The following is a 14,548-nucleotide window of genomic DNA, read 5'->3' as shown; positions in this document are numbered from 1 at the left end:
GCGTGCCCCACGCATGCCCATGCCGACTTTGGTCAGGGGTCTCCCCACTGAATGGTCAGGCGACAGAATATAGACCCAGCCGCCTGCCCCTAATCTGCCCGCTATTTCCCCTGCCAGTTCGGCTTGCGCTTGTTCAGGAAGGCATCCATGCCCTCGCGGAAGTCCTCGCTCATATAGGCCTTGAGCACGAGATCCTTCCCCTCCTCGCGGGTCAGGGTCGGACGCAGGCGGCGCACGGCTTCCTTGGTCACTTCGAGGGTGATCGGCGCGTGGCCGGCCACCAGTTGCGCGAGTTCCAGCGCGCGGCGCTGCAGCGTCTCCACATCGGGCACGATCTCGTTGATCAGACCGAGCGCCAGCGCCTCATCGGCCTCGATCAGACGCGCCGTGAAGATCATGTCCTTGGTGCGCGCCGGGCCGACCAGCGCCATCACCCGGCTGATATTGGACATCGACAGGCAGTTGCCGAGGGTGCGGGCGATCGGAAAACCCATGCGCGTTGCGGCGGTGCCGATGCGCAGGTCGCAGCAGGCAGCGATGCCGGCGCCGCCGCCCGTGCAGGCGCCTGCGATGGCGGCGATGGTCGGTACCCGGCAGGTCTCCAGCGCGGTGAGCACACGGTCGATCCGCGCTTCGTAATCGAGCGCGTCCTGCGCCGTCTTGAATTCACGGAACTGCGAGATGTCGGTGCCGGAAGCGAAAGCCTTGTCGCCGGCGCCGGTCAGGATGATCGCCTTGATCGAGCGGTCCTCATTGGCAGCCTGGCAGATCTGCGCCATCCGCTCATACATCGAGAACAGCATCGCATTGCGCGCCTGCGGGCGATTGAACGTGATCTTCGCGATCCCGTTCTCGACGGAATACAACAGGTCTTCGGTAGCGGGCGTTGGCGCGTTCATGTGATTCGTCCTCTGGTGCAGCATTCCGCCGCAACATGATGAAAAGGCTGGAGCGATTATGCTCCAGCCTCCGGTAGATTGTTAGGCCTCAAAGACGGGAATTCGCGGGCTTAAGCAACCGCCGCCACTACGCAACGGCAGCCTTGGTCATCGGCACCACGCTCTTGCCAGTCAGCACATCCATGGCTGCGATCACGCCGCCAGCGCGATGCGGGACCTTGGCGAGTTCGAGACCCATCTCGACGCCGGCCAGCGTGCCCATCAGCATCAGGTCGTTGAAGTGACCGATATGGCCGATGCGGAAGATCTTGCCCTTCCACTTGTTGAGGCCGGTGCCGAGCGACATGTCGAAGTTGTCGAGCACCACCTTGCGGAACTTGTCGGCATCATGCCCGTCCGGCATCAACACCGCGGTCAGCGCCGGCGAGTGATCATGCGACTCGATCGAGACCGTCTCGAGGCCCCAGGCCTTGACGGCGGCGCGGGCGGCGGCGCCATGGCGCTTGTGGCGCGCGAACACGTTGTCGAGCCCCTCCTCCTCCAGCATCGCCACGCCTTCCTTCAGCGCGTAGAGCAGATTGGTAGCGGGCGTGTAGGGCCAGGAGCCGAGCTTGTTGGCGGCGATGATCTCGGCCCAGTCCCAATAGGACCGGAACGAGCCGTTGGCCTTGGAGGCCGCCAGCGCCTTGTCGGACACGGCATTGAAGCCGAGACCCGGCGGCAGCATCAGGCCCTTCTGCGAACCGGCGACGGACACGTCGATGCCCCATGCGTCATGCTCGTATTCGAGCGAGCCGAGGCCGGAGACGGTGTCGACCATCAGCAGCGCCGGATGCTTCACGCGGTCCATGATCTTGCGGACATCCTGCGGATGGGTGACGCAACCGGTCGAGGTCTCGTTATGAACGATCATCACGGCCTTGATGGCGTGCGACTTGTCGGCGGCGAGACGCTTCTCGATTTCCGCGAGGTCGGCGCCGTGGCGCCAGTCACCCGGGACGAAATCAATGTCGAGCTTGAATTTCTCGGCAAGGCTCCGCCACAGCGTGGCGAACTGGCCGGTCTCGGCCATCAGCACCTTGTCGCCCGGCGACAGCGTATTCACGATGGCGGCTTCCCAGGCGCCCGTGCCCGAGGACGGATAGATCATCACCGGCTGCTTGGTCCGGAACACACGCTGCATCGCAGCAATGACGTGGAGGCCGAGCTCGGCGAATTCGGGACCGCGATGGTCCAGCGTGGGCATATCCATCGCCCGCAGCACCCGGTCGGGTACGTTGGTCGGGCCAGGAATCTGCAGGAAATGCCTTCCGGTATGCACGGTCATTGTCTCGTCCTTCCCAGGGAGTCCATTTTTTATTGAAGCGCCCGGATAGCACCTTTCAGAGGACTTGTCCCGCGTCTGGTATACCAGAGCGCCGAAGAAAAGCGTGGGGCAGCCATGAGCATTTCTTATCCCTCCGGTATCCCGTCCTCGCCACCGCTGGCACAGCACCTCCGGGTTGCCAAGCCGGAATCCGGATGCAAGACAGGACGATAGAGGGACGAGGCAGGAATTCATGGCGAAGGCGGCAATCATTCGAAGCACGGCCGCAGACAGCGCGCTGGCGGCCAAGCTCGCGCGTGAAGTCTCCGGCGACGTGTTCTTCGACCCGTTCAATCGCGGCCGTTATGCCACCGATGCCTCGTTCTACCAGATCGTACCGTTCGGCGTGGTCGTCCCTCGCACCATCGACGACGCCTTGCGCGCCATGGCGATCTGCCGCGATGACGGCCGCATCGTCACGCCGCGCGGCGGCGGCACCTCGCAATGCGGACAGACCGTCAATGACGGCATCGTCATCGACCTCTCCAAACATCTCAACAAGCTCATCTCGCTCGACGTCGAGAACCGCACCTGTATCGTCGAGCCCGGCATCGTGCTCGATGATCTCAACCGCCAACTGAAGAAGCACGGCCTCTGGTTTCCGGTCGATGTGTCGACCGCTTCACGCGCCACCATCGGCGGCATGGCCGGCAACAATTCCTGCGGCGGCCGCTCGCTGCGCTACGGCACCATGCGCGACAACACAATCGCGATGGATGCCGCGCTGGCCGATGGCAACCTGCTGCATTTCGGCGAAGTGAATTCAGGGGACGATGCGCCTGCCCTGTTTCGCGACATGCTGGCGCTCGGCGAGCGCGAAGCCGCCGAGATCGCCGCGCGCTTCCCGCAGGTGCAGCGCCGCGTCGGCGGCTACAATCTCGATGCACTCGTCCCGCGCAACACGGCCAACAATCTCGCGCACCTGCTTGTGGGTTCCGAGGGCACCCTCGCCTTCACGACACAGGTCGAACTCAAGCTGTGGCCGCTGATCGGCAACAAGGCGCTCGGTGTCTGCCATTTCGGCAGTTTCTACGAAGCGATGGATGCGACCCAGCATCTGGTCAAACTCAAGCCCATCGCCGTCGAACTGGTCGACCGCACCATGATCGCACTCGGCCGCGACATCGCGATGTTCCAGCCGATCATCAAGAGCGCCGTGCGCGGCGATCCGGATGCACTCCTGATCGTCGAATTCGCGGAAGAGGATCAGGCTGCCAATGCCGCCAAGCTGAAAGAGCTGGGCGCATTGATGGGCGATCTCGGCTTCGGCTGGGATAACCCGACGCGCAAATGGGGCGGTGTGGTCGACGTCACCGAGCCAGCGCTTCAGGCCGGCATCGCCGAGTTTCGCGCGGCCGGCCTCAACGTCATGATGTCGATGAAGCAGGACGGCAAGCCGGTCTCCTTCATCGAGGACTGCGCGGTACCGCTGCCGCATCTCGCTGATTACACCGAACGCCTCTCCGCGATCTTCAGGAAGCACGACACCACCGGCACCATGTATGCCCATGCCTCCGAAGGCTGCCTGCATGTCCGCCCGGTGCTGAACCTGAAGCTCGACAAGGACGTCAAGGCAATGCGCGCCATTGCCGAAGAAGCCTTCGCTATGGTCCGGGAATACAAGGGCTCGCATTCCGGCGAGCATGGCGACGGTCTCGTGCGTTCGGAATTCCATGCCGAGATGTTCGGCCAGCGGATCATCGACGATTTCGCCGAGGTGAAGAGGCGCTTCGATCCCGACAATGTTTTGAATCCCGGCAAGATCGTCGATCCGCCCAAGATGGATGATCGCTCGCTGTTTCGTTACACGCCGGACTATCGCGTCGGCGAATTGAAGACCGCGCTCGACTGGTCCGCATGGCCCGGCGCCGGCGGCGGTTTTCAGGGCGCCATCGAGATGTGCAACAACAATGGCACATGCCGGAAGTTAGAGGGCGGCGTGATGTGCCCGTCCTATCGCGCGACACGCAACGAAAAGGACGTCACCCGCGGCCGCGCCAACACGCTGCGGCTGGCGATCTCCGGCCAGCTCGGCCCGGATGCGCTGACGTCGGATGCCATGGCCGACACGATGAAACTCTGCGTGTCCTGCAAGGCCTGCCGCCACGAATGCCCGACCGGCGTCGATATGGCGAAGATGAAGATCGAGGTGCTGGCCGCCCGTGCTGCGAGGCACGGCCTTACGCTGCGTGATCGACTCGTCGGCTACCTGCCGCGCTATGCCGCCTTGGCCGCCCGCGCCGCACCACTCGCGAATCTCCGCAACAAGAGCCCACTGCTGCGCAATCTGCTGGAGCGTTATGCGGGCATCAGCGCCAAGCGCAGCCTGCCGGAATGGCGCAGCGACGTGTTTCATCGTGATGCAGACGCCGTCGGCCCGGCCGATGGCCGCGAGGTCGTGCTGTTCGCCGACACGTTCAACCGCGCCTATGAGCGCGAGAACCTCGATGACGCGCTGCGCGTTCTCATCGCCGGCGGCTATCGCGTGCATCTGCCGAAGCCGATGGATCGCAGCAGCCGTGCACTGTGCTGCGGCCGTACATTCCTTTCTGCGGGGCTCGTCGATCAGGCGCGCGCCGAACTGGATCGCCTGGTCGCAACCTATGCGCCTTTCGCAGCGCGCGGCGTGCCAATTGTCGGACTTGAGCCGAGCTGCCTGCTGACGCTGCGTGATGAATTGCTGTCGCTGCGATCGGACGACAGCGCCAAAACCGTCAGCGCGCACGCAATGCTTTTCGAGGAATTCCTGGTGCGCGAGGCCGAGGCCGGCCGACTGCAACTGCCGCTGAAACCGATCGCGCCGAAGGCGATGGTGCACGGTCACTGTCACCAGAAGTCGTTCGGCGCTTTCAAGCCGGTCGAACAGGCCTTGCGGCTGATCCCGGATCTGAAGGTCGAGACTATCGAGTCGAGCTGCTGCGGCATGGCTGGCGCTTTCGGCTACGGCGCCGATACCTATGACGTCTCGATCCAGATGGCCGAGGCATCATTGCTGCCCGCCGTGCGCAAGGCCGAATCCGATACACTGATCGTCGCCGACGGCACCTCCTGCCGCCACCAGATCGCTGACGGCTCCGCGCGCCATGCGCTGCATGTCGCCCGCGTGCTGGGTATGAGCCTCGACGGCGCCGCAACAAACGTCCATTCTTCCACGCTCAACTAGGAAACAACCGATATGGCCGACCTCACCCTCGACACAGCCCGCAAGATCATCGATGGCGCCCTCGCCAAGGTGATCGAGATGAAGCTCAAGCCGATGGTCATCACGGTGCTCGACGCTCGCGGCTGCGTAAAGGCCACCATCGCGCAGGATGGCACCAGCCTGATGCGCGGCGAAGTCGCACACGGCAAGGCCTATGGCGCATTGGCGATGGGGCTCGGCTCGCGGGCACTATTCAAGCGTGCCGAAGAGCAGCCGTTCTTCATCGATGCCGTGAATACCATGGCCCGCGGGGCGCTGATCCCGGTGCCGGGCGGCGTTCTCATTCATGACGCGTCGGGCAGCCTGCTCGGCGCCATCGGCATCTCCGGCGATACATCGGACAATGACGAGATCGCAGCCGTCGCCGGCATCGAGGCGGCCGGCCTCAAGGCCTCGACCGGCTAGAACCGCATTGACCCGACCACTGCATCTCCCGATCGACGACAGCGCGCTGCGCCCGCTGATCGACCGTATCGGGGATGCGCATGTGAAGGCACGGCTGGAGATCGAGACCCATCACGATCACCAGCTGTTCGGTCAGGGGCGCCTGTTCTTCAATCTGGAGAACTGGCTCACCGCACCGCCGATCGTCCGCACCGCGCTGAAGCTCACCGGCCTCTATGGCCGCGCCCGCCGCGAGGCCGACCGCGTGTTGGTGTGTGAGAATATCGTCGCCTCACCGCGCCTGCCTGCCGCGTTCGATGGCTTCACGATCCTGCACATCAGCGATCTTCACGTCGATCTCAGCGAAAACGCGCTCCGCCACCTGATCTCCTTCGTCGGCGATCTCCAATACGACATCTGTGTTCTGACCGGCGATTATCGCGGCAAGACCTACGGTCCGTATCAGCGCGCCACCGAAGGTGTCGGCGAACTGCGTGCAAAGCTGCGCGACCCCGTCTATGGCGTTCTCGGCAATCACGACAGCATCCGTATGACGCCGGCGCTGGAAGCCATGGGCATCCGCATGATGTTCAATGAATGCGAGACGATTGCCCGCGGCGATGCGCGCATCTATCTCGCCGGTGTCGACGACCCGCATTTCTATCTCGCAGACGACATTCCGAAGGCCGCGTCGCAAATTCCGAAGAATGCCTTCTCGATCCTGCTGTCGCACACGCCGGAGACCTACGCCGAGGCGGCCGCGCACGATTTCGACCTCATGCTGAGCGGCCACACCCATGGCGGCCAGCTCTGCCTGCCCGGCGGCTACGCCATCAAGCTGGAGGCCGTGCTGCCGCGCCATATGGGCAACGGCGCGTGGCGCCATGAGGGAATGGCCGGCTACACCTCCGTGGGCGTCGGCACCAGCCTGCTGCCGGTGCGGCTCAACTGCCCACCGGAGGTGACGTTGCATCGGCTGACGCGCGCTGGCTAGTCCATATGTGTAATTCACTAACCAAGGCGACTATCGCCGCGAACCGCCATTTATTAAGCTGACACAGCTAGTCTCGGTGCAGCCCGACGGCTCAGGCAGGACAATTCCGATATGACGGTGATGATTACAGGCGGCGCCGGCTTTGTAGGTTCGCATATCTGCGTGGAGCTGATCAACGCCGATCGCAAGGTTGTGGTCTATGACAATTTCTGTAACAGCCACCCCGAAGTCATCAATCGGATCCGGCAGATCACCGGTACGGCTCCGGATGTCGTCAGAGGCGACGTGCGCGACGTCGAAGCGCTGATATCGGCACTGTCAGCGCATGGTTGCAGCGCCGTCATTCATCTCGCCGGACTGAAGTCGGTTGCGGATTCCGTCAACAAGTCGGCCGAGTATTACGATTACAATGTGGTCGGAACCCTGAGGCTGGCACAGGCCATGCAGCAGACCGGCGTGCGCAATATCGTGTTCTCGTCGTCGGCGGCGGTCTACGGTGAGCCGGACGTACTGCCCTTGCAAGAGGACCACAAGCTCGCACCGTTCAGCCCCTATGGCCGCACCAAAATGCAGGCTGAGGAATTGCTGAGCGACATTGCGCATTCCCAGAATCCGTTGAATGTCGCGATTCTGCGCTATTTCAATCCGGTCGGCGGCCACGAAAGCGGGCTGATCGGAGAAGACCCTCATGGCATTCCGAATAATCTGATGCCCTACATCTCGCGCGTCGCTATTGGACGCCTGCCCGTGCTGAACATCTATGGCAACGATTACCCGACACCGGACGGCACCGGCATACGTGACTACGTCCATGTGGCCGATCTGGCAGCCGGGCACGTAGCGGCCCTTGACTGTGCCGACAAGCAGCGTGTCCTTAAGGTCAATCTAGGAACCGGACGAGGCGCCAGCGTGCTGGAGCTGGTAGACGCCTATGCAGGTGCGTGCGGCAGGATGATCCCTATCACTTTTGCACCGAGACGCGCCGGTGATATCGCCAGTTACTATGCAAGCGCAGAGCTTGCGGCAAACGTACTCGGATGGCACGCAAAGCGCGGCATTGCGGAGATGTGTCGCGACGCCTGGAACTGGCAGCGAAAAAACCCCAATGGCTATCTCGACCAGTGAGCATGATCACGCAAAAATCGAAGGCCATGTCTGCCTGGACGCATGCGGATCCGTATCGGACGGTAGCGATCGTCGTTTTTGCATTGCTGACGGCAGCCTCGCTTCTTCCCGCAGTACTGACGCCAATTCCGGCGATGGTCGATTATCCCAATCACCTCGCCCGCATGTATCTTCTGGCTGAGAATGGGAAGCCCGGCGCCAACCCGTATTACGAAGTGCATTGGGCGCTCTATCCCAATCTCGGGATGGATCTGCTCATCCCACAGGTGGCACGATGGGTCGGTGTCGAAAACGCGACCCGGCTGTTTCTGCTCTGCAGCCAATTGTTGATTGTCGGCGGTGCGCTGGTGCTCGAACGGGTCGCGAAGGGTCGCACCCAGATGGGCGGCTTCGCCGCGCTGCTGTTCCTCTACTGCCTGCCCTTCAGCTGGGGGTTCCTGAATTTTGAATTCGGTCTCGGCGTCTCGCTTTGGGGCGTCGCAGCCTATCTGACGGTCGTCGAGCGTTCATTGCTAACGCGCTTCCTTGTCAACGCCATCTTCGTCGCCGCACTGTTCGCGGTGCATTTCTTTTCGCTGGGCATCTACGGCGCAGCGATCGGTTTTTACGAGCTGTGGCGCGCCCACCGGCGCAAGGCGCCGTATCGCGTCACCGCACTGCGCCTGATCCTTCTCGCAGTGCCCGTCGCTCTTCTGCTGGTGGTGATGCGCGCCACCGCCGGCTCTGTTGGCAGCGAGGGCACGGAATGGCTGTTTCAGTACAAGCCGCTTTGGCTGTTTCGGATCATGAACGGCTATAATTTGACGGTATCCGCCGCATGCGCTCTTGTCCTGCTGGTGTCGTTGTATCTGGCGTTCAAGCGCGATGTCCTGACGATCGAACCGGTCGGCATATGGCTCGCCGCCGGTTTCGCGCTGCTGTATTTGGTCATTCCTTCGAAGCTTCTCGGGACGTCGTTTGCCGACCTCCGGATTATACCCGCCGCGGCGATGATCGTTGCGGCGTTCTGCTCGTTGTCGTTGCCAAGCCGACGATGGGTGGCTGCCGCGCTGCTCGTGGTCACCGGCGTCATCCTCGCCAATCTCGCGACCGTATTTGCCGTCTGGCTCTCTTACCGTGCGGACTATGCAGCTCTGATCGAGTCGTTTCATCGGATTGACCGCGGCGCGCGGGTACTCACGGGAACGAGCGGCGATGGCGAAGACCCGCCGTTCAAAGACCTCACGCAATATCCGATGGCTTATGCTTCGACCCTGGCCGTCCATTATGCGAACGCCTTCGTCCCCAACCTGTTCACCGAGATCGGAAAGCAGCCAATCCGCCCCATCGCCGGCATGCAGCGCCTTGCCATTCCATATGGCGGGCCGGTCCCAATACGTTTGCTTAGCGCAGTTGCGGCCGGCGGCACCGCGGCAGACTTTCCTTCGTTCATCCAGAGCTGGCACCGCGATTTCGACTATCTCTATGTGCTCCGTCCCGCTTCGGAGAACCCGCTGCCCGACAGACTGCAGGAGGTGGACAGGTCCGCGCGTTTTGTCCTCTACAAAATACACCGGCAGCCATAGCCGAGCAGACCACAGGGTACTCCCGCTTGCGGTAGCGCGGCCCCATGAAGGCGGCTCAAAGGCGCCTGATTTCAAGGCTCTTTGCAAGGCCGCCTTAACCATCAAGGCTTAGGATCCTGCTATTCAGCAGGGCGGAACTCCAAAATGACGATTGATGGCGGACGGATCATCTACAGCATCGTCGTGCCGGTCTATAATGAAGAGGCCGTTCTGCCCGTGCTGATCCGCCGGCTCGGATTGCTGCTTGATCGCCTCGGCGGCCCCGCAGAGGCCATCTTCGTGGACGACGGCAGCAGTGACACCAGCCCCATCGTGCTGCAGGCGCTGGCCAGGGATGACCCGCGGTTCCGTTACATCGGCCTGTCCCGCAATTTCGGCCATCAGGTGGCCATCACCGCCGGCATGGACGCCGCGCAAGGCGACGCCATCGTCGTCATGGACGCGGATCTGCAGGACCCGCCCGAAGTGGTCGAACAACTGATCGCCAAGTGGCGCGAAGGCAATGACGTGGTCTATGCGCGCCGTCTGTCCCGCGCCGGTGAAAGCGCGTTCAAGCGCGCCACCGCCCACGTGTTCTATCGGGTGCTTGGCCGCCTCACCTCCGTCCGCATTCCCGCCGATGTCGGCGACTTCCGCCTGATCGATCGCAAGGTGCTGGACGCGCTGCGCCAGATGCCGGAGCGCGATCGCTTCGTGCGCGGCATGATCGCCTGGCTCGGTTTCCGCCAGGCCGAGGTCAGCTTCCATCGCCTCGAACGCGCCGCCGGCGAGACCAAATATCCGCTGTTCAAGATGGCCCGGCTCGCGATGTCGGCCGCGCTCGGCTTTTCCGATGCACCACTTCGGCTGGCGATCTGGTGCGGTCTCGTTGTATCGGGCCTGGCACTCCTCTACGGCGGCTGGGTGCTGGTGCTGTGGTTGACCAACGACTCTCATCTGGTCGCGGGCTGGTCGTCGATCATCGTCATTGTGTCGCTGCTCTGCGGGTTGAACATGCTGATGACCGGCATCGTCGGTCTCTATGTCGGACGCATCCACGCAGAAGCGAAGCATCGCCCGCTTTATGTGGTCCAGAACCGCGTCGGCTTCGAGCGCGATCAGAACGAAGCCTCTTACCGCACTTCACGCAGTGCCTGATTGAGCGGATTGCCATGAGCCAGCTTTTCGACAGCTACCGGAGCAACTATCGCGACGTCGTTCAATCCTCGATCGACTTCTCCGGCCTGCCGCACAGCTTTTTCATGCGCGCCAAGGCCGATCTGCTGCGTGACCTGATCGCAGCGCGGCTGCAATCGAAGAAGCCTGATATGCTCGACGCTGGCTGCGGCGTCGGCAGCTTCCACCCGCTGCTGCGCGGGATGGTCGGCCAGCTCAGCGGCATCGACGTATCCTCCGCCAGCATCGCGCAGGCGCAGGTCGACAATCCTGACGTCGATTACCGGGCTTTCGACGGCATCCATTTTCCGTTCGCCGATGCCAGTTTCGATCTGGTCACCACGATCTGCGTGATGCATCACGTCCCGCCTGCGGAATGGGCGGGTTTCATGGGCGAGATGCGCCGCGTGGTGCGGCCGGGCGGCATGGTCTGCGTCATCGAGCACAATCCGTTCAATCCGCTGACGCGTCTTGCCGTTGCACGCTGCGAGTTCGACCGCGACGCCGTGTTGCTTGGCGCCGGCAGGACCCAAAAGCTCATGGCGAGCGCCGGTTTCCGCCAGATCTCTTCGCAGCATTTCCTGCTGCTGCCTTGGGAAGCGACAGCCGCGCGGCGCGTCGAAAGCGCCTTGAGCGGCCTGCCGCTCGGCGCGCAATACGCGACGTTTGGTACCGCCTGAGCTACTTCGCTCCCGCGCTCTGACGCCTGTGGACCACCGCGACGTCATCGCCATAGACACGTTTCCAGTCCGGCAGCCGATCGAGCAACGCCACCGCCGGGGTGTCCGGCTCCAGCAGCGTGGCGTCGATTTTATAGTCGTCGAGCAGTTTCAGAAGATCATTCAGATCAGCCAGCGAGAGGCCGCTATTGTAGCGATGGAGAAAGCGACCGCCGTAGAGCTCGCCGCGACCATCGATGAAGGTGGGAATGCCTGCGAAGATCAAATAGCCGCCGAACGAATAGTCGTTGAGGATACGGTGCCCCGCCGTCAGGCCGGCACCGGCCAGCGCCGCCTGCGGCGTGTTTCGGGAAGTTGGCCGAACGTCGCGTGCGGTCGCCACCGCGGTCGCCAGGATCATGACGCCGACAGCCGCGGCCTGCAGGCTCCAGCCTGAGTCCGCCTCGCCCTGCTCGGCCTTTGCTTGAAACTGCCGTGCGATCGGCGCGGCCAGATAGAGCGGCGCCAGCATGGCAAGCAGATCGACATTGCGCACCTGCGCCAGGGCAAAATGCAACAACCCGATGACGACCAGGGCACGAACCACGGGAAGCGTCACGCCGCGCGACAGAGCAAAGATTCCCGCGAGCAATAGGATTTCGAAAGTGCCGACGCGGCTGAAATTCTGCGACCGCCATTCGCCGATCCAGTTGAGCGCATCGCCAAGACCGAGAGTCGTCAGCGGCATCAGCAGCGTGCCGGGCCCGTAAGGGGTCAGACAGGATGCGATAACAGCAAGAGCCATAAAGGCGAGCCAGTTGAGCAGCTCGCGAGGCTGCTCGCGCAGCTTGTTTCGTATGAGGACTTCAAGGATTGCGGGTCCGATCAATCCCAGCGCCAGGATCACGCTGCCATGGAGATTGGCCCAAAGGATCAGCAGGGGTAACGCCCAGTAAGGCGGGCGTGCGCGTGCATCCATGGCGCGAACGAGCGCCGTCGCCCAGGCCATCATGACCGGCAGTGCCAATACATGCGGCCGCGCTAACAGGTGCGGAGCCAGAAGGACGACCACCGCTATGACGATGAACAGTACCGGCTTCGGTGAGAATTCCCGCAGCAGAAACTGCGTCAGAAGCCCGACGGCAAGCGCGATCGCTGCGGCAGCGAGCGCCACGACGCCATGCCAGCCGGCAAACGCGTAGATCGCCCCGTAAATGACCTCGGAAAGCCACTCGAAAGCAAGCCAGTGGCCGCCATACATGGAGAAGGAGAACGAGTCCGTCGATGGGATGACGCCATTGGCCAGGATCCAGCGTCCGATGGCGATATGGGAGTAGCTGTCCGGATCGTTCAGGAGCCGCGGCCCGAGCGCCAGCAGCATGACATAGACGCACGCGCACACCAGCAACGGCATCGCTGCCCGCACCGGGAACTGTTTGGCTGTGCTGCTGATTGCCTGGTCGCTCACGGGCTGCGAGGGTACAACGACACTGTTAATTCCACTTTAAGGCAGACGATACGGCCAGCTTGCATGGACGATGACGTGGTCTGCCGCAGAGGCTGGCAATCCGCCGCCGGGAAGCCCGCGCTTACCTCCCCGGCCAGACCGGCTTGCGCTTTTCGCCGAATGCCTTGAGGCCTTCCTTGGCGTCTTCGGTCATCGACAGGATTGCAATCTGGCTTTCGGTATAGGCAATGCTCTCGTCGAACGACATTGCGGCAATAGCGCGCATCGCGTACTTCCCGCGGCGGATCGCCGTCGGCGACTTGTCGGTGATACGCGAAATCAACCAGTCGACCTTGGTATCGAGTTCGGCGGCCGGCACGACGTGATTCAGCAGGCCCGCACCAAGCGCGGTCTGCGCGTCGAACGGTTCGCCGGTGATGCACCACTCGTTGACCAGCCGGCGCGGCGCGATCGATTGCAGCAGCGCCAGCACCTGCATCGGAAACACGCCGACCTTCACCTCGGGCAGGCCGAAGATCACGTTGTCCGCAGCCACCGCCATGTCGGTCATGCACAACAGGCCCATGCCACCGGCCATGCAGACGCCGTTGACGCGCGCAATCGCAGGCTTGGTGGCGCTCTGCGATAGCCGCATCAGATCCGCGAGATCGCCATTCGGCTTGGAGAAATCCATCGAGAAGGCCGCGCCGGCATTTGCCAGATCGGCCCCGGCACAGAACGCCTTCTCGCCCGCACCGGTCAGCACGATGACCCGCACACCCGAGTCCTCGTGCGCGGTGCGATAGCCTCGGGTGATGCCGGCGATGACATCGGCATTCATGGCATTGCGTTTCTCGGGGCGGTTGATGATGATGCAGAGTGCGGCACCCTTCTTCTCCAGGATCACGCTGTCATTGGCCATCGAAGTTGCTCGCTCTATTGAATGTGATGCTGCTGGTATAGCCGCTTAGAAGCGGCGCGCCAAACCCAGCGCGTCGCTCGCGCTGTTTTCAGACTCCATCGCACGCAGGTAGGCCTCGCGCTGTTGCAATCGTGCCCAGTAGGCCGTGACATTCGGCCCGAATTGCGATGCAAGCCCGAGACGATTGGCCAGCAGCAGTGCATAGCCGACGGAAATGTCCGCGGCGGTGAAACGGCCGGCGCAGACATAGTCGTTGCCGGTGGTGATGGTCTCAATCATGCGCAGCCGGCCCAGAAAGAACTTCGAGTAATCCTCGACCACCTGCGGATGACGGCGCTCCTCCGGCTCGAGCTTCGAATAACGCAGCACCAGCGCCTGCGGGAAAGTCAGCGTTGCCTCGCCGAAATGTAACCAATTCAAGAACGCACCGAAATCCGGTTCATCGACGCCAACGGCCAGCGGCGTCGGGCCATATTTGGTCACGAGATATTGCGCGATCGCCGCTGATTCCGTCATCCGCGTCTCGCCATCGAGCATCAGCGGAATGGTGCCGAGCGGATTGATGCCGAGATATTCCTTGGCAAAGACACGCGGCGGGAATGGCAACATCTTCAGCTCATAGGGCAGTCCAAGCTCCTCGAGCGTCCACAGCGGGCGGAACGAGCGCGCGCGGGCGCAATGGTAGAGCGTGATCATCGGGCGAGACCTCCAGGCAAGCACGGACTATCGCCGTGCTGCCGGCCAATGAGACGCAGCCACGAGGCTTCGTCAAGTCTTGCCATCGCTATATGGCCTCGGCAAACCGGTCTCGCCCTTCCCGATCGACGACA

12 protein-coding genes are annotated in these 14,548 nt (G+C 62.7%); 7 read left to right on the top strand and 5 right to left on the bottom strand.

Going from position 1 to position 14,548, the window contains the following annotated elements:
- Positions 1-101 precede the first annotated feature (101 nt).
- Positions 102-899 (bottom strand): enoyl-CoA hydratase/isomerase family protein, encoded by a 798-nt coding sequence (locus tag AC1RLZ_RS27540; protein ID WP_493191226.1) that lies wholly within the window; start codon positions 897-899, stop codon positions 102-104.
- A 127-nt stretch (positions 900-1,026) separates the two neighbouring features.
- Positions 1,027-2,226, bottom strand: coding sequence for a pyridoxal-phosphate-dependent aminotransferase family protein (locus AC1RLZ_RS27535; RefSeq protein ID WP_493191225.1), 1,200 nt, complete (start codon positions 2,224-2,226; stop codon positions 1,027-1,029).
- Between the two features lie 232 nt (positions 2,227-2,458).
- Between AC1RLZ_RS27535 and AC1RLZ_RS27530 the strand changes: the two genes are divergently transcribed.
- The 7 genes from AC1RLZ_RS27530 to AC1RLZ_RS27500 all read left to right on the top strand — a co-directional run bounded on the left by AC1RLZ_RS27530 (position 2,459) and on the right by AC1RLZ_RS27500 (position 11,370).
- On the top strand, positions 2,459-5,428 hold the full coding sequence (locus AC1RLZ_RS27530) for an FAD-binding and (Fe-S)-binding domain-containing protein (protein ID WP_493191224.1): 2,970 nt from the start codon (positions 2,459-2,461) through the stop codon (positions 5,426-5,428).
- Positions 5,429-5,440: 12 nt separating this feature from the next.
- Complete coding sequence (locus tag AC1RLZ_RS27525) at positions 5,441-5,872, top strand: GlcG/HbpS family heme-binding protein (protein ID WP_309946411.1); 432 nt, start codon at positions 5,441-5,443, stop codon at positions 5,870-5,872.
- Between the two features lie 7 nt (positions 5,873-5,879).
- On the top strand, positions 5,880-6,845 hold the full coding sequence (locus tag AC1RLZ_RS27520) for a metallophosphoesterase (protein ID WP_493191223.1): 966 nt from the start codon (positions 5,880-5,882) through the stop codon (positions 6,843-6,845).
- Between the two features lie 111 nt (positions 6,846-6,956).
- On the top strand, positions 6,957-7,970 hold the full coding sequence (gene galE / locus AC1RLZ_RS27515) for a UDP-glucose 4-epimerase GalE (RefSeq protein ID WP_493191222.1): 1,014 nt from the start codon (positions 6,957-6,959) through the stop codon (positions 7,968-7,970).
- Positions 7,971-8,350: 380 nt separating this feature from the next.
- The gene (locus AC1RLZ_RS27510) at positions 8,351-9,535 is read left to right on the top strand and encodes a hypothetical protein (protein WP_493191221.1); all 1,185 of its coding nucleotides are present in this window, start codon (positions 8,351-8,353) and stop codon (positions 9,533-9,535) included.
- 144 nt (positions 9,536-9,679) lie between these two features.
- Complete coding sequence (locus tag AC1RLZ_RS27505; RefSeq protein WP_493191220.1) at positions 9,680-10,672, top strand: glycosyltransferase family 2 protein; 993 nt, start codon at positions 9,680-9,682, stop codon at positions 10,670-10,672.
- A 14-nt stretch (positions 10,673-10,686) separates the two neighbouring features.
- Complete coding sequence (locus AC1RLZ_RS27500) at positions 10,687-11,370, top strand: class I SAM-dependent methyltransferase (protein ID WP_493191219.1); 684 nt, start codon at positions 10,687-10,689, stop codon at positions 11,368-11,370.
- 1 nt (position 11,371) lies between these two features.
- Here the strand turns inward: AC1RLZ_RS27500 and AC1RLZ_RS27495 are convergent, their stop codons facing one another.
- From AC1RLZ_RS27495 to AC1RLZ_RS27485, 3 genes are all read right to left on the bottom strand, one after another.
- Positions 11,372-12,817, bottom strand: a complete 1,446-nt coding sequence (locus AC1RLZ_RS27495) for a hypothetical protein (RefSeq protein ID WP_493191218.1) — start codon at positions 12,815-12,817, stop codon at positions 11,372-11,374.
- A gap of 121 nt (positions 12,818-12,938) precedes the next feature.
- A complete protein-coding gene (locus AC1RLZ_RS27490) occupies positions 12,939-13,718 on the bottom strand; it encodes an enoyl-CoA hydratase/isomerase family protein (protein ID WP_493191217.1) in 780 nt (259 codons plus the stop codon).
- Between the two features lie 45 nt (positions 13,719-13,763).
- The gene (locus AC1RLZ_RS27485) at positions 13,764-14,414 is read right to left on the bottom strand and encodes a glutathione S-transferase family protein (RefSeq protein WP_493191216.1); all 651 of its coding nucleotides are present in this window, start codon (positions 14,412-14,414) and stop codon (positions 13,764-13,766) included.
- Positions 14,415-14,548: the final 134 nt, after the last annotated feature.

This window comes from Tardiphaga sp. GW822-FHT04G09 (assembly GCF_058800725.1).
The sequence above is the reverse complement of the archived record's forward strand: the minus strand, read 5'-3'. Positions and strand labels throughout refer to the sequence as shown.

Excerpts from the sequence above, each read along its gene's own strand:
- AC1RLZ_RS27540 (WP_493191226.1), bottom strand. The coding sequence starts at position 899 with ATGAACGCGCCAACGCCCGCTACCGAAGACCTGTTGTATTCCGTCGAG.
- AC1RLZ_RS27535 (WP_493191225.1), bottom strand. The coding sequence starts at position 2,226 with ATGACCGTGCATACCGGAAGGCATTTCCTGCAGATTCCTGGCCCGACC.
- AC1RLZ_RS27530 (WP_493191224.1), top strand. The coding sequence starts at position 2,459 with ATGGCGAAGGCGGCAATCATTCGAAGCACGGCCGCAGACAGCGCGCTG.
- AC1RLZ_RS27525 (WP_309946411.1), top strand. The coding sequence starts at position 5,441 with ATGGCCGACCTCACCCTCGACACAGCCCGCAAGATCATCGATGGCGCC.
- galE (WP_493191222.1), top strand. The coding sequence starts at position 6,957 with ATGACGGTGATGATTACAGGCGGCGCCGGCTTTGTAGGTTCGCATATC.
- AC1RLZ_RS27510 (WP_493191221.1), top strand. The coding sequence starts at position 8,351 with ATGGGCGGCTTCGCCGCGCTGCTGTTCCTCTACTGCCTGCCCTTCAGC.
- AC1RLZ_RS27505 (WP_493191220.1), top strand. The coding sequence starts at position 9,680 with ATGACGATTGATGGCGGACGGATCATCTACAGCATCGTCGTGCCGGTC.
- AC1RLZ_RS27500 (WP_493191219.1), top strand. The coding sequence starts at position 10,687 with ATGAGCCAGCTTTTCGACAGCTACCGGAGCAACTATCGCGACGTCGTT.
- AC1RLZ_RS27490 (WP_493191217.1), bottom strand. The coding sequence starts at position 13,718 with ATGGCCAATGACAGCGTGATCCTGGAGAAGAAGGGTGCCGCACTCTGC.
- AC1RLZ_RS27485 (WP_493191216.1), bottom strand. The coding sequence starts at position 14,414 with ATGATCACGCTCTACCATTGCGCCCGCGCGCGCTCGTTCCGCCCGCTG.